Annotated in this window: 16 protein-coding genes and 1 tRNA gene; 11 read left to right on the top strand and 6 right to left on the bottom strand. The window is 57.4% G+C overall.

Annotated features, from left to right (window positions below; genetic code table 11):
* Position 1: 1 nt before the first annotated feature.
* Entirely contained in the window at positions 2–223 is a 222-nt protein-coding gene (locus NA78x_RS20330) for a hypothetical protein (protein ID WP_425614207.1), read from the top strand.
* A gap of 581 nt (positions 224–804) precedes the next feature.
* Here NA78x_RS20330 and NA78x_RS20325 read toward each other — a convergent pair.
* Both NA78x_RS20325 and NA78x_RS20320 read right to left on the bottom strand, forming a co-directional pair.
* Positions 805–1,014 (bottom strand): hypothetical protein, encoded by a 210-nt coding sequence (locus NA78x_RS20325; protein WP_425614206.1) that lies wholly within the window; start codon positions 1,012–1,014, stop codon positions 805–807.
* Positions 1,015–1,344: 330 nt separating this feature from the next.
* On the bottom strand, positions 1,345–2,205 hold the full coding sequence (locus NA78x_RS20320) for a hypothetical protein (RefSeq protein ID WP_425614205.1): 861 nt from the start codon (positions 2,203–2,205) through the stop codon (positions 1,345–1,347).
* Positions 2,206–2,584: 379 nt separating this feature from the next.
* Between NA78x_RS20320 and NA78x_RS20315 the strand changes: the two genes are divergently transcribed.
* Together NA78x_RS20315 and NA78x_RS20310 are read left to right on the top strand one after the other, a co-directional pair.
* The gene (locus NA78x_RS20315) at positions 2,585–2,836 is read left to right on the top strand and encodes a hypothetical protein (protein ID WP_425614204.1); all 252 of its coding nucleotides are present in this window, start codon (positions 2,585–2,587) and stop codon (positions 2,834–2,836) included.
* Positions 2,833–4,329 (top strand): recombinase family protein, encoded by a 1,497-nt coding sequence (locus tag NA78x_RS20310; RefSeq protein WP_425614203.1) that lies wholly within the window; start codon positions 2,833–2,835, stop codon positions 4,327–4,329. The genes NA78x_RS20315 and NA78x_RS20310 overlap by 4 nt, the downstream gene beginning before the upstream one ends.
* On the opposite strand, the gene NA78x_RS20305 is transcribed toward NA78x_RS20310, so the two are convergent.
* Positions 4,311–4,385, bottom strand: a tRNA-Pro gene (locus tag NA78x_RS20305). The two genes, NA78x_RS20310 and NA78x_RS20305, sit on opposite strands and share 19 nt — an antisense overlap.
* A gap of 313 nt (positions 4,386–4,698) precedes the next feature.
* A complete protein-coding gene (locus tag NA78x_RS20300) occupies positions 4,699–6,333 on the bottom strand; it encodes an FAD-dependent monooxygenase (RefSeq protein ID WP_425614202.1) in 1,635 nt (544 codons plus the stop codon).
* 196 nt (positions 6,334–6,529) lie between these two features.
* On the opposite strand from NA78x_RS20300, the gene NA78x_RS20295 reads away from it, so the two are divergent.
* A complete protein-coding gene (locus NA78x_RS20295) occupies positions 6,530–7,999 on the top strand; it encodes a sulfatase (RefSeq protein WP_425614201.1) in 1,470 nt (489 codons plus the stop codon).
* A 107-nt stretch (positions 8,000–8,106) separates the two neighbouring features.
* Complete coding sequence (locus NA78x_RS20290) at positions 8,107–10,032, top strand: hypothetical protein (RefSeq protein ID WP_425614200.1); 1,926 nt, start codon at positions 8,107–8,109, stop codon at positions 10,030–10,032.
* 21 nt (positions 10,033–10,053) lie between these two features.
* Here NA78x_RS20290 and NA78x_RS20285 read toward each other — a convergent pair whose 3' ends face one another.
* The gene (locus NA78x_RS20285) at positions 10,054–11,442 is read right to left on the bottom strand and encodes a sulfatase-like hydrolase/transferase (protein ID WP_425614199.1); all 1,389 of its coding nucleotides are present in this window, start codon (positions 11,440–11,442) and stop codon (positions 10,054–10,056) included.
* Between the two features lie 1,002 nt (positions 11,443–12,444).
* Here NA78x_RS20285 and NA78x_RS20280 point away from each other — a divergent pair.
* The 5 genes from NA78x_RS20280 to NA78x_RS20260 all read left to right on the top strand — a co-directional run bounded on the left by NA78x_RS20280 (position 12,445) and on the right by NA78x_RS20260 (position 20,488).
* Positions 12,445–12,621, top strand: a complete 177-nt coding sequence (locus NA78x_RS20280; RefSeq protein ID WP_425614198.1) for a hypothetical protein — start codon at positions 12,445–12,447, stop codon at positions 12,619–12,621.
* 890 nt (positions 12,622–13,511) lie between these two features.
* On the top strand, positions 13,512–13,709 hold the full coding sequence (locus NA78x_RS20275; protein WP_425614197.1) for a hypothetical protein: 198 nt from the start codon (positions 13,512–13,514) through the stop codon (positions 13,707–13,709).
* A gap of 791 nt (positions 13,710–14,500) precedes the next feature.
* Complete coding sequence (locus tag NA78x_RS20270) at positions 14,501–15,571, top strand: TIGR03032 family protein (RefSeq protein ID WP_425614196.1); 1,071 nt, start codon at positions 14,501–14,503, stop codon at positions 15,569–15,571.
* A gap of 354 nt (positions 15,572–15,925) precedes the next feature.
* Positions 15,926–19,504 (top strand): ELWxxDGT repeat protein, encoded by a 3,579-nt coding sequence (locus tag NA78x_RS20265; RefSeq protein ID WP_425614195.1) that lies wholly within the window; start codon positions 15,926–15,928, stop codon positions 19,502–19,504.
* Positions 19,505–19,597: 93 nt separating this feature from the next.
* Complete coding sequence (locus tag NA78x_RS20260; protein ID WP_425614194.1) at positions 19,598–20,488, top strand: DUF58 domain-containing protein; 891 nt, start codon at positions 19,598–19,600, stop codon at positions 20,486–20,488.
* On the opposite strand, the gene NA78x_RS20255 is transcribed toward NA78x_RS20260, so the two are convergent.
* Complete coding sequence (locus NA78x_RS20255) at positions 20,485–21,381, bottom strand: DNA-methyltransferase (protein WP_425614193.1); 897 nt, start codon at positions 21,379–21,381, stop codon at positions 20,485–20,487. The two genes, NA78x_RS20260 and NA78x_RS20255, sit on opposite strands and share 4 nt — an antisense overlap.
* Before the next feature lie 202 nt (positions 21,382–21,583).
* Here NA78x_RS20255 and NA78x_RS20250 point away from each other — a divergent pair, with 202 nt between their 5' ends.
* Positions 21,584–22,324 carry a suppressor of fused domain protein gene (locus NA78x_RS20250; protein WP_425614192.1) on the top strand — a complete coding sequence of 247 codons (741 nt, stop codon included), beginning with the start codon at positions 21,584–21,586 and terminating at the stop codon, positions 22,322–22,324.
* The last annotated feature ends 15 nt before the right edge of the window (positions 22,325–22,339 follow it).

Raw genomic sequence — 22,339 nt, 5'->3', positions numbered from 1 at the left:
GATGATCACTTTCTACGTCGCCACCCGCGCTCAATTTGTTTTGGTCGAAGCGGCCGACGAAACCGAAGCAAGCAAGCTTGGACAAGCCGTTCTGCAGGCGATGTACGCGGCACGTTTGGGCAAACAGGTGACGATCAGGATCTACACCATCCGCCCCGCGACCGCCGACGAGATTCAGCTGCAGCGCTGGCACAACCAGATGGTTGCGGCGGAAGGCGAGTAACCTCGCTTGGGTGCTGCTACATCGATCCCGGTTCCCAGGCTCGCACGAGAGCGTGGTCTGCACGCGCGTCGTACGCTCGCTAATCCGATTTTGGATATTCACAGTGAGACGCTCGCGGTAAGAGCTGCGGCGTGTCGGTTTCACGAAGAAGCGCACGCGCAGCTGTAGCTGTTGACGTGCGCCAGAAAACCCGGCGCTAAAGAGGGAACGAATCCCCGTGCGTGGTGAATACTAAGTGAAGAGCGTCAAAAATGTCAAGCGGCCCGCGATTTCGGTAGCAGGCTATCAAAATGGTGATCACCTTCCGCAAGTCGCCGCGCGTTATCGGTTGTGGAACTAACAGCACGGAATCGTGCGGTGGCCAAGGAGTTTCGAATAACCAGCCGTTGTCGGTTCGAACCAAAACTCCTCCCCACTCAGGTCTACCATCATCCAGCGAGACAATCGCTTGCTCACCCGGGCGGACCAAATATCCCTCGACGCGAAGCCATTCGTCGTCAATCGGCTCGTCGTCATCTGAATAACGGACCCTGGTCGGCTTGCCGAGAAAACCTGTTATGCTCGCCACGCCCGCTTTGCGGTTATCTTTCCGAACCATTATTGGGCGTCTTCGCGCGGTTGGAGTTGAAAGAAGGGGGAAGAGTTACCTGGGCATCGAGTGCACGCCAGCTCCAGCGACGGCGCTTTCGGTCGCGGTAGAAGATGACCGTGGCGCCATTGATGACTACTTGCTCCTCTCGAAGGTGGCGTTGGAAGCTCCTGGGCTTCGGTTTTGAAATGTCTTCAGCCATGGGCTACCTCCAGCTGTTCCTGGGCGCGAATGTACGATCGCTCGACATTGGGTTAACAACACATGTGACGTAAAACGCTGATGTTCTTGGGATTAACAAGATCGCACGCGCACCGCCGGGAGTATGTCTATGGTGGCCGAGGTGGGGGTGGGAAACCTGACCGTGAAGTCGCCAGGAAGTACCTAGATACCCCCGGGGGTAGGCCTGCCGGCCGTCGACGCACCGTGTGGCCCACGCGTGCGACGCCCGTATCGCGAACGTGTGCGACGTATTGGCAAGCCTTCGCAAATTGACCTTGAGGATCTGTTAACTGTGGGATTCCGAGATTGGTCATTTCTTTACCTTTACGATTGGCTGGTTCCAAACGTCAGCGGGGATCTCGATCCGCCTAGCTATTCCCAAGAAATCATCTGTGCAGATCCCTTGTTCAGCAGCCTTTGATTTCAGCACGGCGACCAGATGGGCCTGACGATTCTTTGCGTGTTGGGGAGCGTTCACCACGGCTTCTGCCGCATCGATCAACCAGTGCTCGCTGAAGATGTTGCGTTCAACCATCACTGCGAATCTAAACCATTGGCGCCGGTCTGCCTTCGAAAAGGGAGGGACCTTCTTTGCTAAGCTCTCGGTCAATCGAATCACTTGAAACCAGTCCACAGATGACAGGTCCATCGGTTCACCTACTGGCGCCGACAGCTCATCTGGCTCCTGCCGCTCCTTCCTAAAGATTTCTAAGGGCGATTGGTCCGATAGGTGCACGATCGGCCGATCGGTCCTATCGCGATTGGAAATCTTTTCTTCTCTCCTCTCGCTCTTCTCTTCTCTGGTCCCGGTTTCTGTCCCCGCATTGTCCCGAGAATTTTGGGACAACGAATTACGCTGCTTTGACTTTCTCGCCGACTCATAGAGCCGAGACTTGGCAGTGATTCCGTTGTTTCTCGCGAGATGTGGAAAGGTCAACCGGCCGTTCTCGCTTGCGATAAGCCAACGCACATTCGGGGAAGCCATCGCAGCTGCGAACCCAGGTAGTGCCACGATCTCATCCAAGAATTCAAACGCGTTGTCGCCGATAGTTAGGGAAGCATCTCCATTCGGCTCGAAGTCAGCCTCTGACAAGTTGTCATCACACCATTCCCAAAGCTCCATCAAACGGCCCGCAATTTCGCGACGGTCGCGCTTCAGCAGAGAAGCCATTACTATGACCTCCGGCTTCTTCGTGAGCCCCTTGCACCATTTGATCCAATCACCGGCCATATCTCTGCTTTCCAGTGGTTCTCTCCATCTTCGGCGTCGCTCAAAGCATCCGTGGCTTGCGGTAACACCGGAGAAGTTAAGCCTGTCGATCAAGATCCTATAGATCGAGTTGGCCAGGCGCGAATACGGACAGAGAAAAGTCAGATGCGCGCATATGCGCAGGACATGCGCAGAACGATTGTGGACATGCGCGCATATGTGTTTTGCCTGCGCGGGTAGGTGTCCACAGACATGTCCATAATCGGCGCGGACAATTTTCCTCGAAGGGCATTCCGGGATCCAGGCCGTTTCCCGTTCTGCTCGCGGGGAGAATTCTTCTGTGGCGCTCTTTCGAGAACTAGCTGGACTTTCGGGCACAACCGGGCATCATGGTCACGAGCCCGGTCCGGATGGAGTACGGCCGCTGTCAACTCAGTGGCTGTCGGATGAACGCATCAGCGAAGCTCGTCGAGTGTGGTCCAAGGCCTATGGCCGAGTAATCAGTGATGACGAGGCAGTTGAAATACTCATGAACGTCCGCCGGCTGGCTGAAATCCTGTTGCATGCCGAAGAGGAGAAGCGACGAACATGAATGTTGTTGTTTGGGCACGTGTTTCTTCCCGTGAGCAAAAGGAAGGTTATTCGCTCGATGCTCAATTGCGAGTAAACCGTGAACGGGCGAGCGCCAATGGCTGGCACGTCGCCCGCGAGTTCGTGGTGGCGGAATCTGCCAAGCGGGGAGCTGAACGCCTCGCTTTCAACCAAATGTTCGCCTGGGTCAAAGCGAACGCCAAACGAGAGAAAATCAAGGCGATCCTAAGCCACAAGCTCGACCGCGTTTGTCGTAACATGAGAGATGCGGTTCGGCTGCAGGAGTTGGAGGACGCTTGCGGCGTTCAACTGGCCTTTGTCGATAACCAATTCGGTCCCGGCGCGGCCGGCGCATTATCGTTCAATGTGATGGCCGCGGTTGCCCAGTACTATAGTGACAACCTAAGATCGGAAGTTCTGAAGGGCCTCGATGAAAAAGTGAAGCAGGGTTGGCCTACGGGGCTGGCCCCCTACGGTTACATCAATACAGCTGATCGTGACGCTCCTGTTCAACCGCATCCGGAGAAAGCGCACACTTTGGTCCGCCTGTTCACTTTGTATGCCACCGGCGGTTACACCTTTCAGACGCTCGCTGACCTACTCGAGCGCGAAGGCCACGTCTTCCGCGCCAGTCAGCACCGTTTCAACCGAACGGCACTCTCGTACATTCTCGCGAATCGCTTTTACATTGGTGAACTGCATCGCAACAAGCTGGTCTTCGAAGGGCGCTATCAGCGACTTATTGATCGCCCGACATTTGACGCGTGCCAAGACATCATGGCCGGGAAAAATCGGCGAACCAGCACACCCGATCATCCGTTGGCCGGTGGCCTAATCCGCTGCGTCTATTGCGGTCAGTCGATCACCGGAGAACGAATCCGTCGCAAACTTAAGGGTGGGGGTGTCCGCGAACACATTTATTACCGTTGTGCGAACAACCATCCCGGCCCAGACCATCCCACGGTTCGCTGGCGATCGGAAGATCTCGAGCGGGCAATCCTGGATGATTTGGCGACTTTACGATTTGAACCCGAACTGGCTGCTTGGTTCCGGAGCCATCTGAGCGACGCGATTACCGACCTTACCTCTCATCGTCGCCGTCAGTCCACGTCCCTTACCAAGCGCAAATCTGAACTCGCGACGATGCAGGACCGGTTATTGAACGCGTATCTCGCTGGCACGATCGAAGAGGAGACCTACAAAGCTAAGTCGAACGAGCTGAAGTCAGAGGCCGCTAGAACAGAAGAGTCGCTGTGTACGCTCGGAGACGTGGACCCGGCCCGCGGTGAGATCGCACTTTCGATCTTCGACTTTACGCAGATGGCAGCCGATCGGTGGCAGCGTTCAAACAATGCGGTCCGTCGCGAGATCTTGGATTTGGTTTGTTTGAACCGTAGTTTGAACGACGTAAACCTAGTCACCACAAAGAGAAAGCCCTTCGACGTATTCGTCGAAGGGCTTAATTTGGGGAAAAGTCGGGATGACAGGATTTGAACCTGCGGCCTCCACGTCCCGAACGTGGCGCTCTAGCCAGGCTGAGCTACATCCCGAGCAATCGGCAGCGAGCTGCCACAGACAGAGAGGGACTCTGCCTGCAAATGGTTCGCGTATCATAGCTGAATATCGCCGGCAGCGTCAACGCGTCTCTGCAATGCAGCCGGAGCTTGCGATCCTACGAGCACGATCGATATTCACCAAAACATAAAAACAGCGCGACCAACATTCGTTAGCACTTCGACCGTCCACTTTGCCCGCCAACCAGGTCGAGGTGTCTTTCGTCAGGAACTCGGTCGCGTAGTTTAGTGTGCAATCGATGCTGCTCTGCCCGGCGAGTTCTATTCCGGCTCCACCCTGAGTGTTGTCTCACTTCTTGCGGGCCATGTAACGACTCAGATGCTCCAAAAGTGCGTTCCCGTCGGCCGGTTGGCAGCGGAAGCCGATGTACCCGTCGGGTCGTACCAAGAACAGTGCATTTCCAGTCACGTGCAACTTCTCGTACACTCTTCCTTCCAAATCGAACCAGACTGGTAAGGTCGTTTTAGGCATCCTTGTTTCCCTACCAGCCATGCAGACAACATGGGTCGAGAGCGCATTTGGGAACGCGCTCTCGGCCTGTTGGCTAATCGCCAGCAGGTTAGCTACCGTCGCTTCATCACTCTTACCCGGCAGCAAGAGCAAGGTATGTCTGGGTACGGTACCGCGGATTGCGGCGAACAGCCTGGTCGGGCTGCCGTTACTCGTGGATGCCACTGGTGCGTCACACAGGCGGTCGCCGGCTGCCAGCCCGCCAGTCAGCAAAGGCCAAGTCTCGGCGGACAACGGGCTATGGCGGTAGTTGATTGAGAGTTCAAACCAGTCGTTGCGGATCTTGTCCTTGACGAAATGGAACGACCCGAGGATGGGAGCGATATGGTTTCGCAGCCATTGCGTGACCGGGCTATGGAGCGTGGCCACGGTTGTGAACCGCTCGGCGTTCTTCAAGACTTGGTCCCCCACGCTACTTCGTTCCATCGAGTAACTCTGTAGCAGCGGTTCGGCAAGGCCGGCTCCACTCTGAATGACTGCCAACTTCCAGGCGAGATTGAACGCGTCTTGCATTCCGGTATTCATGCCTTGGCCTCCAGCCGGGCTATGAATATGAGCCGCGTCGCCAGCAAGCAACACGCGTCCTTTGCGGTACTCACTCACTTTTCGCTCGTTGATGCGGAAGTTGGCCAGCCAAACTGGGTTCGATATGGTCAGCCCCCCGGGGCCTCGCGCATCCATCATGGCTTGCGCCGTGGCGAGCGTGGGATCGGCAGGCGCTACATGGTCCGCCGCAGCTCCGGTATTCGCGATCATGCGGAACCGATCTCGGTTAATCGGGAAGAAGGCGACCACACCCTGCTCGCTCCAATAGATACTCACTTCGTCTTTCGGGAGGGGGCCCTCGATGTTGGCGTCGGCCAACATCCAGTCATTCGGCTCCGCCTTTCCGGTGAACTCCATTCCGAGTGTGTGCCGCACGGTGCTGTGCGCCCCGTCGCACCCGATCAACCAGGGTGTTTCAATTGTCTCCGTCTGGCCGTCCGCGTGCCGCAAGACGCAATTAACTCCTTCCGGCGTCTCGGCGAATGTATCCAGTTCAACTTGTCGCTCAACATGGATTCCTTGTTCCGAGAGATGCTCCGTTAGAAGACGTTCCGTTTCGTTCTGCGGAATCATCAGGGGAAAGCCGAACGCGCTTTCGCCCGTCGTTAATTCTAGATGAACCAGCCGCTTTCCGTTGGCGTACATGCCGCCACCGGTCAGCTTCAAACCGGTGCTTACGAACTTCTCGGCCAGGCCGAGGTCATCGAGCAGTTCCAAACTGCGGCACCAGACGGCCAAAGCTTTTGACTTGTCGGAAGGCGCAGGAGTCTTGTCGATGATGCGACACTTCAGGCCGTGGTGATTGAGGGCAGCAGCGGCCGTAAGTCCCACAGGCCCGGCACCGACAATCAGGATCGTTTGCGCCATCACATTCTCCACCGAAGCAAGCTGAATTGAAGAAGCCGCATCATACAGCCTCATTCACTGGCGGCGAGTACTGCCCGGTAGTGATTGGTTGACCAGGCATTTTCCACGCGAGATACTGCAGCCGTTCGTTGCGCACTCGGCGCGGGCAGCGTTACCAGAGCCAGATTCACACCATTCTCTTGCCGCGGATACATTTATGCGTTTACTCCCAGGATTCGCGACACTGCTTGTTGCCGGCCTTATTTCCTGCACTCAGACTGCTCCTGCCGCCGCCGCCGAACAAGCGACTTCGGGTCGGCCGCCCAACATCGTTTTCATCATGGCCGATGATCTGGGGTACACCGACGTTGCCTGCTTTGGCAGCAAGTACTACGAGACGCCCCATATCGACAAGCTGGCGACGCAGGGGCTGAAGATGCTCAGTCACCATCATTGCCAGAACTGCACGCCGACGCGCGCGGCGCTGATGAGTGGACAATACGGTGCGCGCACGGGTATCTACACCGTTGGCGGAATCGACCGCTTCGACTGGAGCAAGCGGCCCCTGCGACCGGTCGACAACATCACCGACCTGCCACTCGACCGGCAAATCATTCCTGAGCAACTGAAGGCTGCCGGCTATGCAACGGGCATGTTTGGCAAATGGCACATCGGCCAGAACGGCGACTACCACCCTGGACGGCGCGGCTTTGACGAGGCCATCTCGACCGCGGGCCAGCACTTCAACTTCAGCACGAGTCCGAAGACCGAGTATCCCGAGGGTCAGTACCTGGCCGATTTTCTCACCGACAAAGCTGTCGACTTTATTGAGCGACACAAAGACAAACCGTTCTTCTTGTACTTGCCCCACTTTGGCGTCCACTCGCCGCATCATGCCAAGCCAGACTTGATTGCCAAGTTCAAGGACAAGCCAGGTGTCGGCGGTCACGACAATCCCACGTACGCGGCCATGATCGCCAGCGTCGACGAAAGTGTCGGTCGCGTGATGAAGACGCTGGACGATCTCAAGCTGGCCGACAATACCGTGCTGATCTTTACGAGCGACAACGGAGGCGTGGGTGGCTACGTTCGCGAGGGAATCAAAAAAGGTGGCGGCGATGTGACCGACAACGCACCGTTGCGCAGTGGTAAGGGCAGCTTGTACGAAGGTGGCACGCGCGAGCCGTTTATCGTTCGCTGGCCGGGGGTCATCAAGGCGGGTGCGACCTGCGATGTGCCCACGATTCATGTGGACATTTATCCGACGTTTCTCGAACTTGCGGGTGCCTCAAAGCCCAAGCAGGTGCTCGACGGCGAAAGCGTGGTGCCGCTGTGGAAGGACCCCGCCGCCAAGCTGAAGCGAGACGCCATTTTTCAGCACTTTCCTGGTTACCTGGGGGCTGGGGCCGATAGCTGGCGAACCACGCCGGTCAGCCTGGTGCAAATGGGCGATTGGAAGCTGATGGAGTTTCTCGAAGACGGCCGCTTGGAGCTTTACAACCTGCGAGCCGATGTTGGCGAGACCAAGAACCTGGCCAAAGACGAACCCGAACGAACCAAGCAGATGCACAATCGGCTGATCGCGTGGCGCAAGGAAGTGAACGCACCCATGCCAACCAAGAATGATGGCACCGCGACCTCTCCCAAGACGAAGACCAAGGGAAAGAACAAGAAAAAGAAGGACTGAGGTCTCTGGCTTCGCCGGTTTTTTGACGGTTCCTTGATCTCGGCAAGGTGGCCAGCGGCGTAGTATATTTGCGATCGAGCCGAATCCCTGCCACAAGGTTCTGAGCCATGATCAACACCCAGTCCCGAAGTCGTCTGCTGTTTACCGTCCTATTCCTAACCAGTTGCTTGCTACTGCTGGCCCCAGCCTTGGTTTGGGCTCAGGCGGCCGGGGGCGCCAAAAAAGCTGCTCCGCCGGTGATTCCCGGCCTGCCGCCGGATTTGGATCTGCCCCCAGAAGTTCAAGCGGAACTGAACAAGGCGTTAAAGGAACTCAAGAAACTCGACGATTCCTCGAAGGCCAAGCAGCCGCCCAAAACCCAACCTGCGACGCCAGCGATTCCAGCAATTCCCGCAGTGCCAGGCACCAAGCCGAAAACTGCGCCGCCGGTAGCTACGCCAAAAACGGTTCCACCGAAAGCAACGTCGCCAAAAACAGCTGCACCGACAATAGCGCCCTCCGCTCCAGCGGCAACTACGTTCAAGCGAGTCGCCAAGGAACGCCGCCTCGGCAAAGTCGGTGATGTCGACTTCACCAAACGAGACAGTAAGAAGCCGCATTTTTGGGTCAGTCCCGATGGTCGCCGGCTGGCTTACTTAATCGACAAGGGAATCGCCGTCGACGACAAGACTTATCAGTATGCGAATTCAATTCGTCAGGCCGATCAGTACCTGATGAACTTCCGGTTCAGTCCCGATAGTCAGCGGACTTCGTGGGTCGTTCATCAGGGGAAACTTCAAGGCGAAGGACAAGGCGAAACGCTGGTGCTCGACGGAGTGCCGGAGAAGATTGGCTGGAACTTCATCGCCAATCACGATGGCGGCATGTTCAGCCGCGATAGCAAACACGTGGCTTATACCGCCCGCCGTTACGCCAAGGGAGACGTGGAATATGTGCTGATGATCGATGGGATCGAGCGAGAAGTCTTTCTGAAGTCTCCCGCGTGGGCGCTCACCTTTTCGGCCGATGGTCAGCGTGTGATTTGGGCCGAAGATACCGGCGACCATTATGAAATGCGCGAGTCGAGCGTCGATGGAAGTCAGCCGCGAATTGAGCGGAAGTATGGTCCCGCCCAACTGACGATGAACTTTTTTTATGGTCCCGCCGGAGAACTCGGCTTCTTAGCCAGCCGGCAGGGCGAGAAGTTCATGGTGTACGACGGCAAGGAACTGGCTCCCACCTTCAAAGCACTGAAGAAATTCTTTCTCAGCAAAGATGGCAAGCACTGGGCGTTTGTGGTGGAGCCAGAAAGCTTTCGCAGCGTCGTGATTGTGGATGGCAAGGCGAGCCCGGTGTATGGCGGACTCGAAGCTGACTATGTGAAGGACAGCTTGGCGATCAGCCCGGTTGGTGGGCGGGCCGCGTATGGCATTGAGAAACGCCGGGTGGAGTACCCGGTCATCGATGGCAAGCAGGGCAAAGGTTACACCCGCGTCGCCGAATTCACCTTCAGTCCCGATGGCAAGCGAGTCGCCCACTGGGCTGTGCAGAACGGCAAGTTGCTGGTCGTGGCCGATGGCCGCGAGAGTGCTCCCTACGATGAACTCGGGCTGCCTGTGTTCAGTCCCGATAGCAAGTCGCTCGCGCACGGTGCCGGCGTTGGCGAGCGCAAGTTTATCGTCCTGAATGGTCAGCCGCAGAAGACGTATGCCTTTATCGGCGAGCCTGAGTTCAGTCCTGACGGTAAGCGACTGGTCTATCTGGCCGATCTTTCCGACCAAGGACCAACGGTCCTCGTGGACAACAGCAAAGAAGGCAAGCAGTATGACGTCATTCAGGAACAGTTGTATTTCAGCCCCACGGGCCAGCGGTTAGCCATGGTCACCTCCGCGGCCGATCACGAGATGGTTGTGGTCGATGGCGTGGAAGGAAATCGCTACGACCATGTGATTACGCTCGGGGGCGGCAAAGTCGCTTTCGACGATGAGAATCGCTGGCACTACCTGGCGATCAAAGATGGCGAAGCGCTGCTGGTGGAAGAAACGATCGAGTAGTGGCTGTCGCTGCAGGTCTACTTACTCGTCTTGCTGCTGCTTGTTTTTGTTCTTCTTTTTCGGAGTTTCGTCGCCACCACCGCTGGCTTGAAACTTGCGATCCAGTTGCGCGGGTCGCGCATTGGTAAACTGATCGAGTACCTTTTGCAGGGCAGCTGCCTGGGCCCTGCCACGTTCGGTAAGCGAACTGCGCTCGAGTGGTTTTTGTTCGAAGGGATCCGCTTGCAGGTCGAAGAATTCGCCCGTGCGATACAGCTTGTAGTGCTGATTGAAGGCACATTCTTTCACGGCGAGATTCTGCTGCTGACGAGGCGAGTACCAGCAATAAAGCCACTCGCGCGGCTGACCCTTTTCGCCGCGCAGTTGTGGCAAAAAGCTGACGCCGTCCAGGGGCCCGGCGATCTTCGCCCCTGCTGCGGCGCAGATCGTCGGCAGCACATCGGTGCTGCTAATCAGGCTGTTGTCGACCTTGCCCGACTTGATCGTCGCGGGCCAGCTGACGATCAGCGGTACGTGGGTTCCGCGGGCGGTGGTGGTGCCTTTGCCGCCGCGATAGTCCTGGCCTTGAAACTTGCTGGTGATGCCGCTGTTCGTGCCGTTGTCGCCGATGAAGATCAGCAAGGTATTGTCGCGAATCTTCAACTCGTCGAGTTTCGCCACCAGGCGGCCCACCATCTTGTCCATGTAGGTGACCATGTCGGCAAAGTACTTGGGATTCTGCTTCTCCTTCTCACCCATGGTTTTCGGGTCCCAGTCGGCACTATCCGGCGTGGGCTGAAACGGATTGTGCGTCAGCATCATCGGATAGTAGAGAAGAAAAGGCCGATCCTTGTGCTTGGTCACAAATTCGAGCGCGAAGTCGTTGATCAACTGGGGGCCATACTCGCCGTTGTGGAAATCCTTGGCGACGCCGTTGTATTCGAGCCCCGGATTCGCAAACCGTGGCGGGCGGCGGGTGTGTTGCCACAGGCAAGCTTCGTCGAAGCCAAAGTGCTGCGGCGAATCGGTCTCGCGACCCAGTTGCCACTTGCCGCAGATGCCCGTGGCATAGCCGGCCTTCTTCAACCGATTTGCGAAAGTCGTCTCCTGGCGCGGCAATGTACCAAAGTTAAAATAGTTCCGCACGTTGTACTGCCCGGTCATCAATTGCACGCGCGTTGGCGTACACAAGGGCTGCACATGGCAGTGCGTGAACCGAACGCCACTCGTCGCCAGCTGATCCAAGTTCGGCGTCTGGTACGACTCGCCCCCATTCGCCGCCACGCATTCGTAGCCGAAGTCATCGGCCATCACCACCACGATATTCGGCTGCCGTCCCGCTGGGGCGTTGTCCGCAGCCCACGACGGGCCACCCGTGAACAGTGTCGCAACACTCAGGAGAATCAGTGCAGTGAAAGCGTGAAGTCGCATAGAATGTGCCGGTAAGTGAATGGAGAAGTAGCGCTGAGGCCAGTATCCTGGTGAACATTGCGCCGGTCAACAAGTTCGGTCGGGCTACGGCAGAACTTCGCGCCTCGTGGAGCAATCATTCAATCAGGCGATGAACAACACGCTTGACCAACCAACGGCGGTGACCGAGCAGACTTCCAGCCAAGAGTTGCCGTGTTGCCCGTGCTCGAACTCATACGGCTGCATCTTCGAGGGCCTTCTCAAGCCCTGCCTGTCGCTGCTGACTGCTGACAAGAACATTGCGGCTCTTGCTTCGCTCGTGTGATCTGCTTGCTAAGGGCCCCCGAGGATGTCGCAGAAGCACGAAACTCAACCATTGCCCGATGTGACTTCTTGCGACTGCATGCCCGCCTCGAACAATATCCAAGAGCCTTTGCCCGAGTTCGCCATTCTTTTGCAAAGTTCGGTCGTACTCGGGCCTTCGCCCTTCCGATCCGCTGAGGCGCTGGCAATACTTCCTTGCGGCGAAAAGCCGAACGCCTGCGGCGGCAAGAGATAATTGGGAACGGAAAACAGTGACCGATTTAGCCCAGCGCAGAAAATGGCGGGCAAACGAACGGCGGCGAATGAGTTCTGCGCTGCGGTCGAGTTGCCCGCCTATGGTAAAGCATGGGTACTTCGCATGGCCAAAAGGCGGAAATGGAACGAACCGCAACGATTTGGCCCGAGCACTTGCGAAATGCCGAACGCCCCGTTCCGCTCGCTAAGAATTGGGAAGCCCGATTGCGGATCACACCTACGAAAATTCACAAACCTAGGGGACACACTTCACAAACCCGCCTATTGATGAATTGTCGAGGAAGGATGAGTTCTGCCCGCCAAGGTGATTGCCATAGTCGAACGTCGAAATAGAATCCAGCCGCACGCCCCTGCTTTCGAGGGGCAATACAAGATATCTCACAACAACCGGTTGATGGATTTACCAATCGCCATAGAACTGAATGCAACACAAGGAGATACAAAGTGAGCGACTTTGTTTGGCTAGCGATAATCGCCGTCGTTGGCGCATGGGGAATCATACTGCTGATGAAACTTGATCGGATTCGGACTAAGAAGGTCAAGGCAAGCCTGAGCGTTGGCAACTACCTGACTGGTGAACTTGCATGGGAAGAGCGCGATGACAAGAAGAGTGACACTTGACCCGTTATGTGGCTGGGGAAGTCGGGGCATTTTCGACTGCCGCCGAAGTGGCTGAGGCGGCTGCTCGCAACATCAAACATATAAGGCAGTTACAACGAGCCAATTAATCGCCAAATTGCCGCTTAATGGCTCGTCTTTCGGGGCAATTTCTGCACAATAATAGCAGTGATTAAGGCAGTCATTTGAGGTGAATTGTGACAGCGAAACCTAAGCGAACTCGAAAGCCGCCACCAGCAACACCTGCGAGCATAGCAATGAGTTGGATGCTGACCGTTTCAGCAACACTCGTCGTGTGCATCGCCGGGACTGCTGGTTTGATCTGGGCGGCAAGTGCCAGCAAATTCAATGAGATTCAGTTCCAAATTCTTGACCGAATCAACGTCAAGTGTATCGAGCGTGAAAAACAACGACCGCCAGTCGACCGATGACTTGCCATACACACCACCCAACAACGTGAAGCAGTTGGGCATGGCCATCCAAAACTGCTACGACACGACCTACGACTGAGGCTCGCATAGCTCACAATCTCGATGAACGTAAGGCATGCACCATTCATCACCTGCGACTACCTCCGCCAAGTCCCCTAATGATCGAGTCCGGCAGGTCGGCAGCAGACTTTAGCGATTCTGCGCATTTTTATCGGATCGTTCTTGCCGCTATGACAACGGAAGCCGATAAGTGATGAGGTACTGGTCATCACAACTTGTGCGGTGTGCATCCAATCTCACCATTATGCGTTCCAGTTTAGGCCTGCCGAAACGACTTGAAAGACTGCGCGCAAAATCAGACGCGCAAAGTAGTTAAAACGAGTGCCGCTTACTGTCTCGTGTTTTGAGACCCTTTCTGCACAATAAAGGCAGTAATTGAGGCACCCTCTTGAGGTGAATGCGATGGAAACAACATACGTGTGGGTGATTGCCATTGTGGCGTTCGTCGTAGTGGCGAAGATGTTCTTCGACAAGGTTCGTGAAATCAACGTGGCCGATGTCGATGCTGGTGCTGCGGTCGGCAGCGTGGTCTCGTTCTGGATCAAAGGAAAGAACACCAAAAGCAAAGACAAGTTGCCAACCAGCGAGTTGCCCGAGTGAGGGCGTTCGCCGGTGCTGCATTGTAAAAAAGTATTGACACACTGTCAAGTACATTGTAAATTTTATGGTGTGATGGCGAGGCTCGGGCGCGGGACTGTGAGTTCTGGCAACGCTCGCCTTTCGCACCCCCTGTTTAGGGCCTGTTCAGGCATTGGAGTGAACAGGGCGAACAGTGGTTATCAAACGGTTATCAAGAAACCGGGGTTTGGTGAGGAATTGTGAGTGCAAATGATTTAGGAACAGAGGTTTATGGCGACTTGTCGGGCGAGGTTTTTCGCGCAAAAAGTTATCAGAAACGGGTTGTCGGCAGCAGCCAATGGGGACTGTTCAGGACTGATCGCGGGGCCGGGGCACTGTGGGTAGAGCGCCTGCGATGCGTTGCTGCGGAGCACGCCGGAAGCACGGCGAAGTGGCTCGCACCAAGCGTGGCGACCTGACGTGAGACCAGTGACTGAAGCCCCCTGTTCAGGCAGCTGAGTGAACAGGGCAAAGAGTGGTTATCAAACGGTTATCAAGAAATCGGGTTTTGGTGGGCAATGATGAACGCAACAATCGTCCTGCAAACGGTTTACGGCGACTCGTCGAAGCTGATTTTTCGCGCAAAAAGTTATCAATGACCAGTGATCGGCAGCAGGGAATTGGGACTGTTCAACCCGGGTTGGGCGGGGGTGAAGCGACGGAGCGATTCGTCGTTCGTGCCGTAGTTAGCGCCTGCGCGGAAGGCATGTTCGTGGAGCGGATACAATCTCGGAATTACGGCAGCAAGGGTCGGGCAGCAAAGGGTCGTGTCGATGGCAGTCCATTCCGAAGTGCCCCGCACCGGGCGACGAATTTCCTACTCGGCCTCCGATGGCTTCGTGCCGTTGCTGGAAGGGAGCGAGTCGTCGCTGCTGTTGTCGACCTATCACGCCGGCAAGCTGGTGACGATTTGTGCGAATCAGGGCCAGTTGGCTTTGGAGTTTCACAACTTCGAACTGGCGATGGGAATTGCCATCCATCCGCTGCGACTTGCCGTCGGAGCCAGGCACGACGTTTGGATGCTGGAAGCGGTGCCGAACATCGCAGCGACCATTGAGCCTCGCGGCAAGTACGATGCTTGCCTGCTCACGCGCCGCTCGATTCACACGGGTACGATTCACGGCCACGAAATGGCGTATCTGGGCGATGAGTTGTGGATCGTGAATACCCTCTTCTCTTGCCTTTGTACGTTGGATGAGCGGCACCATTTTGTGCCGCGCTGGAAACCGAAATTCATCTCGGCGATCCAAGGGCCGGACGATCGCTGCCACTTGAACGGCATGGCGGTGTCGGCCGACGGGCAGCGGGTTCAGTACGTCACGGCGATGGGCGCGACCGATTCGCGGCAGGGGTGGCGAGACAACAAGGCGAGCGGCGGAATCGTCATTGACGTCGCCAGCGGAGAGATTGTGTCACACGGATTGTGCATGCCACACTCGCCGCGCTTGCACGAGGGCCGCCTGTGGGTGCTCAACAGCGGTTGTGGCGAATTGCAGATTGTCGATCCCTCGAGTGGGCTGCGGACGACGGTAGAACGATTTCCTGGTTACACGCGCGGGCTGAGCTTTCTGGGGCCGCTGGCGTTCGTCGGGCTCAGCCGCATTCGCGAGACGGCCGTCTTTGGCGGGGTACCGATCGCTGAGATGCGCGAGGAGTTGCGGTGCGGGATCGCGGTGGTCGATCTGCGCGTCGGTAGGACGGTGGCGACACTGCAATTTACCGAAGGAATGGAAGAGGTCTTTGCCCTGCAGTCGCTGCCGGGAGTTCGCTGCCCAGCGATCCGCGGGCCGCATTTGCCCCAGGATGGCCATGAGCCGATCTGGGTTGTGCCTCCCTTGCCATAAGAGCAGCGATTGTCGGCAGGAGGTAATTGGAACCACGAAGCAGCACTTTTCGGTGTCGTCATATCTTCGCTAACGGTCATGGCTTGCAGCATTTCGAGGAGGTCTGGCAGTAAGGGTATTTCCTTAGGCATTCTGGCTACAGAGTGTTGGTTCAAAGTGACGATGCTCGCGATGAGGCTCGGGCAGCGCCTCTCTTCTGGCGACGTACGCGTGTCTCGAAAACGAGACCGTTCTGCGCACAGCGTCCGCTATTGGGCGGTCGGCGTTGCCCCCTCACAGTTTGAAGCTGGTCGCCCCTTCGCGCTTCAACCTGCATGTTTCGCTGGCTCTCACCTTGGTGCAGGAATACTTACGATGTGGTTCAGCAATAATCGCAGTGATGGCCGCCCGGTTCGCTCGCAATCGCCCAGCCGCAAGACCGCCACATTGCGAGTCGAGAGTTTGGAAGCACGCGACTTGTTCGCCGCCGAGATTCTGCGCGACGTCGCGCCCAACGCGGGCAACTCCAACGCCGAAGGCTACGTGCGCGTCGGGAACCTGACGTACTTCACCGCGAACGACAACACGAACGGCGTGGAGCTGTGGATAACGGACGGCACCGACGCCGGGACCGAGATGTTGATGGACATCGCGCCGGGTGCGCCGAGCAGCTCGCCGGAGGAACTGACGGAATTCCAAGGCAAGCTCTATTTCACCGCCAATGACCAGGTGCATGGCCGCGAGTTGTGGGTCACCGACGGCACGGTGAACGGCACGCAGCTGGTGATCGACATCGACAACATCGCTTCCTCGTCGCCCGATTTTCTGACGGTGGTCGGAGACGAGTTGATGTTCTCTGCTTACGACCCCACGAACGGCGATGAGTTGTGGCGGTTCGACGGCACGACGGCCTCGATGGTGGCTGATTTGCGTCCCGGCAGCTTCGGCTCGACACCGGACTACTTGACCAACGTCAACGGCACGCTGTTCTTCAGTGCCAACAATGCCGACTCCATCGGCCGTGAGCTGTGGAGATACGATGCGACAAACGGCATTCAATTGGTCCGCAACATTGCGGACCTGTCCTTCGAGAGCGGCAATCCACAGGAACTGATCGCGGTCGGCGACAAGCTCTACTTCACTGCGGTCGGCCCTTCGGACAACTATTTTGGCCGCGAGTTGTACGTCTCCGACGGTACCACCAACGGCACCTACATGGTGCAAGACATCAACCCGGGCGTTGCGGACAGCAATCCAATGTACATGGCGGATGTCAACGGCGAGCTGTGGTTCTCTGCCACCACCGCCGCGGCAGGACGCGAACTCTGGAAGAGCGACGGCACTTCCCCGAACACCGAGATCGTCAACGACTACACGCCCGGCTCCGGTGGATCCAACCCGATTTCGATTGTCTATCAAACCGCTGGCGCGTTCGTTCACTACGACACGTATAACTACATCGTCTACTTCCCGGACTCCGGGCCGGTCGAGTATCGCGGAAACAACCTCTATACGGGCTCGCCGCTCGTGGCGGGTGATGGCTACCTCTACTTCTCGCGCGCCAATGCCGGCTTCAACTATGAGGTGTGGCAGATCAACACCACCACGCGCGCGGTAACGCTGATGCAGGAGATCAATCCCAGCGCTGGCAGCTATCCGAGCGCGCTGACCTACCTCGGTGGCCAACTCTACTTCACTGCGAATGACGGTACGAATGGTGCCGAACCTTGGTTGGCTTCGTTCGCCCCTGTGGCATCGATCTCCGGTCTACCGGTTAGCAACACCGGCCCCGAAGGAACAGAAATCAGCCTATCGGCAAACCTTACCGCCCCTGGTGCCGGTGGTCCGTACACTTACGCCTGGACCGTGACGAAGCAAGGTGCCGGCTCGCCGTTCGCCACCAGCACGAGCAGCACCTTCGATTTCACGCCCGATGACAATGGCACCTACAACGTCTCGCTGACCGTGACCGACTCGGCGTCACAAGCAAGCATTGCTCAGCAGGCGCTGACCATCACCAACGCTGATCCAGTTGCCACCATCGTCGGAGCGCCAACGTCGGTTCAAGTCGGCACGCCCATCAATCTCACCGGCAGTGTCACCGACCCCGGCACGCTCGACACCCAGACGTATGACTGGGTTGTCATGAACGGCTCGACGCAAGTCGCGACCGGCACGAGCTCGACGCTGGCCTTTACGCCCACGCTGGCCGGCACCTACGAGGTGACGTTCACGGCCACGGACGATGACGCTGGGGTTGGCAGCGACACGGTTTCGATCACCGCTTTTGAGTACGCTACGACCTTCGGTGCCGTCGTCATTGATGATCCTGAGAATCCGGGTCTGTCGAATGACGATCTACTACTGATCAATGGCAGCAATGTCGGTGCCGACTCCATCATCGTGCGCCAAACTTCGTCCACTGTCGCCACCGTCTACATCGGTGGCAGGGTGGCCGGCACCTTCCCTCTCAATTCATTTGGCCGCATCGCCATTTTTGGACACGGCGGCAACGATTCGATCAAAATCGAAGCGCCGATCAGCAAGCCGTCGACGTTGTATGGTGGCACAGGGAACGACACGATCTCTGGTGGCGCTGGCCCCGACATGATCATCGGTGGCGCTGGCAATGATTGGCTGGCCGGCAACGCGGGAGACGATGTGATCCTGGGCGGTGCTGGCAGCGACAACATCATGGGCGGTGCCAACGTCGACACCATTGTTGAGCAAGGCGCGGCGAACATCACCAATAATCGGATTCGCGTCGGTGCCTCGAACGATGCGTATTCGCAAATCGAGCAATTCGAACTCATCGGGACGGCTGCTGTTGACAGCTTTGTGTTGAGTGGCGTGACTGTCAATGTTCTGATCGATGGCAAGGGTGGCGCTGATACCGTCGCCTACACGAATGATGGTAACTTTGTCCTGACCGATACGCTGCTGACCCACACGGCCGGCTCGGTTGTCTCGACCGTGACGATGACTGGCATCTCGGCGGCCACTCTTACCGGCGGAGACGCCGCCAACAGATTCACGATTACCGACTGGTCACGCACGCTCCGCATCAATGGCGCGGCGGGCAACGATACGGTTGTCGCTACGAACGATGTCGACTTTGTGCTGACTCCCACTTCTCTGCAGCGGAGCGGGTTGCCCAATGTGGTGCTGAACACCGTAGAGAATGCCATTCTCACTGGCGGGGTCGGAGACAACTCGTTTACTGTTGGAGCTTGGACTGGCACAGCCACACTGGCTGGTGCAGGCGGCGCGGACACGCTGCTGGTCACCGATAATGCGACCACGATGGTCCTCAGTGATACTTCGCTAACGCGCACCGGCCGAGCTAACATCACGCACAGTGGTTTTGAAGCCGCAGAACTGACCGGAGGCGCAGGCGCTAATACGATCGACGGGCGCACTTTCAGCGGCGAACTCCAGCTCAGCGGCCTCGGCGGCAACGACAGGCTTGCTAGTGGTTCTGGCAATGCGATTATGCTGGGTGGCGAGGGGAATGACATTCTGACTGCTGGAACAGGCCCCGCAGTGCTCGTCGGTGGCGGCGGCAACGACCTGTTACGCGGGAGTGCTACACCAACGGGCGGAACCTCCGCCGGCTACGCGATCATGATTGGCGGCGCTGGCCGAGATACCCTGGAGGGTGGCGGCGGTGAGAATGTGCTCATCGACAGCTCGACCGATCTGGACGCTTCGATTGATGGCCTGGCGCTACTGCTCTCGCATTGGACCGCTGCCGGAACGTATGCGACTCGTGCAGCTCAGTTGCAGATAGACCTCAGCGGGCAACTGAATCCGGATGGTGTTCCCGACTCTTTGACTGGCAGTACGAGTGCGCTCGATCTGTTCTTTGCCAATCTGACGGGCCCCGCTCTAGCAAGAGACAACCTCTCTGCCCTCAACCAGCCAAGTGCCGAGATCTCGGTGGATAACGCGTAATCGGCGGGGACCTAAATCCCCGGCGGCCGGAAGCACCCAAAATGAAGCCTTTGCGGCACACCTCGCCTCGAGCAAAGGCAGTAAGATGGCAACATGGCCGTCGAAAAATACCTGAAGCCCGAAGTCATCAATCAGATCAAGCGGCTGGACCTGCGGGCTCAGTTCGTGGTGAAGGGTTTCTTGCAAGGCTTGCATGCCAGTCCTTTTCATGGCTTCTCGGTCGAGTTCAGCGAACATCGGCGTTACTCGACCGGCGATGATCCCAAGGACATCGATTGGCTCGTCTTTGCGAAGACCGACAAGTACTACGTGAAGAAGTTCGAGGCCGAGACCAACATCACCGGCTACCTGGTGATGGACCTCAGCCAGTCGATGGGCTACACCCTGCGGCAAGAGTTGACGAAGTTCGACTACGCCATTTGTCTCGCCGCGTCGCTCTGTTACCTGATGATCATGCAGCAAGATCCCTGCGGGCTGATCACGTTCGATGAGAAAATTCGCGACTCGCTGCCCCCCAAGAGCAAGCGGACGCAACTGGGCAACGTGCTGGCTCACCTTGCCAAGCTGAAGCCTACCGGCGCGACCGATATCGGTCGCAGCTTGACGCAGGTCGCCGCCATGCTGCGGCACAAGAGCCTGGTGATGGTCTTCTCCGACTTGCTCACCGAGCCAGCGCCGGTTTTTCAAGCGCTCCGCCGGCTGCGACATCGCGGCCACGATGTCATTCTGTTTCACATTCTCGATGAAGCCGAAGTGCAGTTTCCCTTCGACGGCATGGTCGAATTCGAAGATCCGGAAACGAACGAGAAAATCGTCGTTGACGCCTCGGCCTACCGGCGGGACTATCAAAACGAGATCGAAGCCTTTCGGGCACTCTACAAGCAAGAGTGCTTTCAAACGGGTGTCGACTACGTGCCGCTCGATACCAGCATGCAGTTCGACCGCGCGTTGCTCGAGTATCTCACCAGCCGTAAGTCCCGTTAAAACAGCCTCGTCTGCTTCAGTCGCTCGCGGGCCAGCTTGCAATAAGCGGCCGCTACGTCGATGCCCAAGTACGAGTGCCCCAGTTCTTGGGCCACGACGGCCGTCGTGCCGCTGCCGAGGAACGGATCGAGCACAAGTCCTTGCGGCGGGCAGCTGGCCAGCAAGCAAGTCTTTACGAGAGATTCTGGGAACACCGCGAAGTGAGCGCCGCGAAACTTCGACAGCGGAATCGACCAGACGGTCCGCTTGTTGCGCCCGAGCGGATGAAAGGCCTGATCCCAACGGCCATTGTGCAGGTTGGTATCGCCGCTGTTTTTGCCAGCTTCGGGCGTGCCGCCACGTTTGCCAAAGTGGCCGCGGCCACCCTTCATTTTGCTCTTCTCGGTGAAGGTGACGTGCGGCTCACGCACCGCATCGGCGTTGTAAAAATAGTCGGCCGATTTGGTCAACAGAAAAATGTACTCGTGGTCGGTCGTCGGCCGTGTCTTGGTGCTCGAGGGCATCGCGTTGGGCTTATGCCAGATGCAATCGCTGCGGAGGATCCAGCCTTCGTCCATCAGTGCCAGAGCAACGCGCCACGGCAAGCCCAGCTGTGCACCGTCGTCGTACTTGTCGCCAATCACCAGCCACAGCGAACCGGTGCTCTTGAGCGTGCGGCGCACTTCCGCGAACAGCTCGCGCAAGCGACCGACGTAGCGCTCGGGCGACTCTTCGCGACCGACCTGCTTCTTCTGGCCGTGATAATCCCGCTGCTGATAGTAAGGCGGGCTCGTCACGACGCAGTCGACAAACTCATCGGGCCACTTCGCCAGCACGCTCAGCGAATCGCCGCAATGCACGCGGTTCGGCGGCACACTGCTGGTAGAGCGACTGGTGGAATCGGACCCTGACATTACAGCTGGGCATTTCCAGAGGGAGATCGAACGTCGAAGTCGGCAAGCGGTCCGCTCATTGTCGAGATCACTCGCGGGGACGCAAGTTAGGGAGCCAATTTCCGCCGGCGAAAACGAGATTTGATTTTTCGATTCGGTTGCATCACAATCCACCCAACCTGGAAATCCCTCTTCCCTTGTCAAACGTCAGAGGAATCTTCTCGTGCGTGACGACGACGTCGAACGATCCGAATCGGGCGATCCCATCTGGCGACACGAAGCTCGCCAGCGGGACTGGGAATTACCGGATAATCCGGGCGAGAACCTGGAAGAGATTCAGGCTCACATCGAAAAGCACGTCGGTCCGATCGAGTCGGTCTTTCACGAACTGATCTCGGACCTTGTGCATCTGGATGTGCTCCTCATCAAGGCCACGCCTCAGCGGCCCTATCACTTACTTGTTACTAGCGGCGTAAGTGACATGCCCATGGCAGTGCCGCCGGAAATGCTCGAGTTTCGCCGCTGCGAGTTGCTCATTCCGCTCCCGGTGAATTGGCCGCTGACGGAAGCGGCGTTCAAGGACGAGGCCAACTACTGGCCCATCCGCTGGCTCAAGCAAATCGGTCGGCTGCCGCACGAGTACGACACCTGGATTGGCTGGGGACACACCATTCCCAATGGCGACCCTGCCGAACCGATCGCCAACACCAACTTCACCGGCGTGATCCTGGCCCCGCCTTATTTTCTTCCCACCGATTTCTTTCGACTGACGACCCGTGAAGGAGAACCCATTTCGTTTTACCACTTGGTGCCGCTCTACCAGGAAGAGATGGACCTCAAACTGAAAGCCGGCGCGGATGAACTAGAAAGCCGCTTCGAGAAGCAGAACATCGATTTCGTGCTCAATCCGCGACGAGCGAACGTGGCGAAGAAGAAGGGCCTACTCGGATTTTTGGGATGGTAAGCTTGTTGCCAATAG

It is taken from the genome of Anatilimnocola aquadivae (assembly GCF_049819085.1).
Lineage (GTDB): Bacteria > Planctomycetota > Planctomycetia > Pirellulales > Pirellulaceae > Anatilimnocola.
The sequence above is the reverse complement of the archived record's forward strand: the minus strand, read 5'-3'. Positions and strand labels throughout refer to the sequence as shown.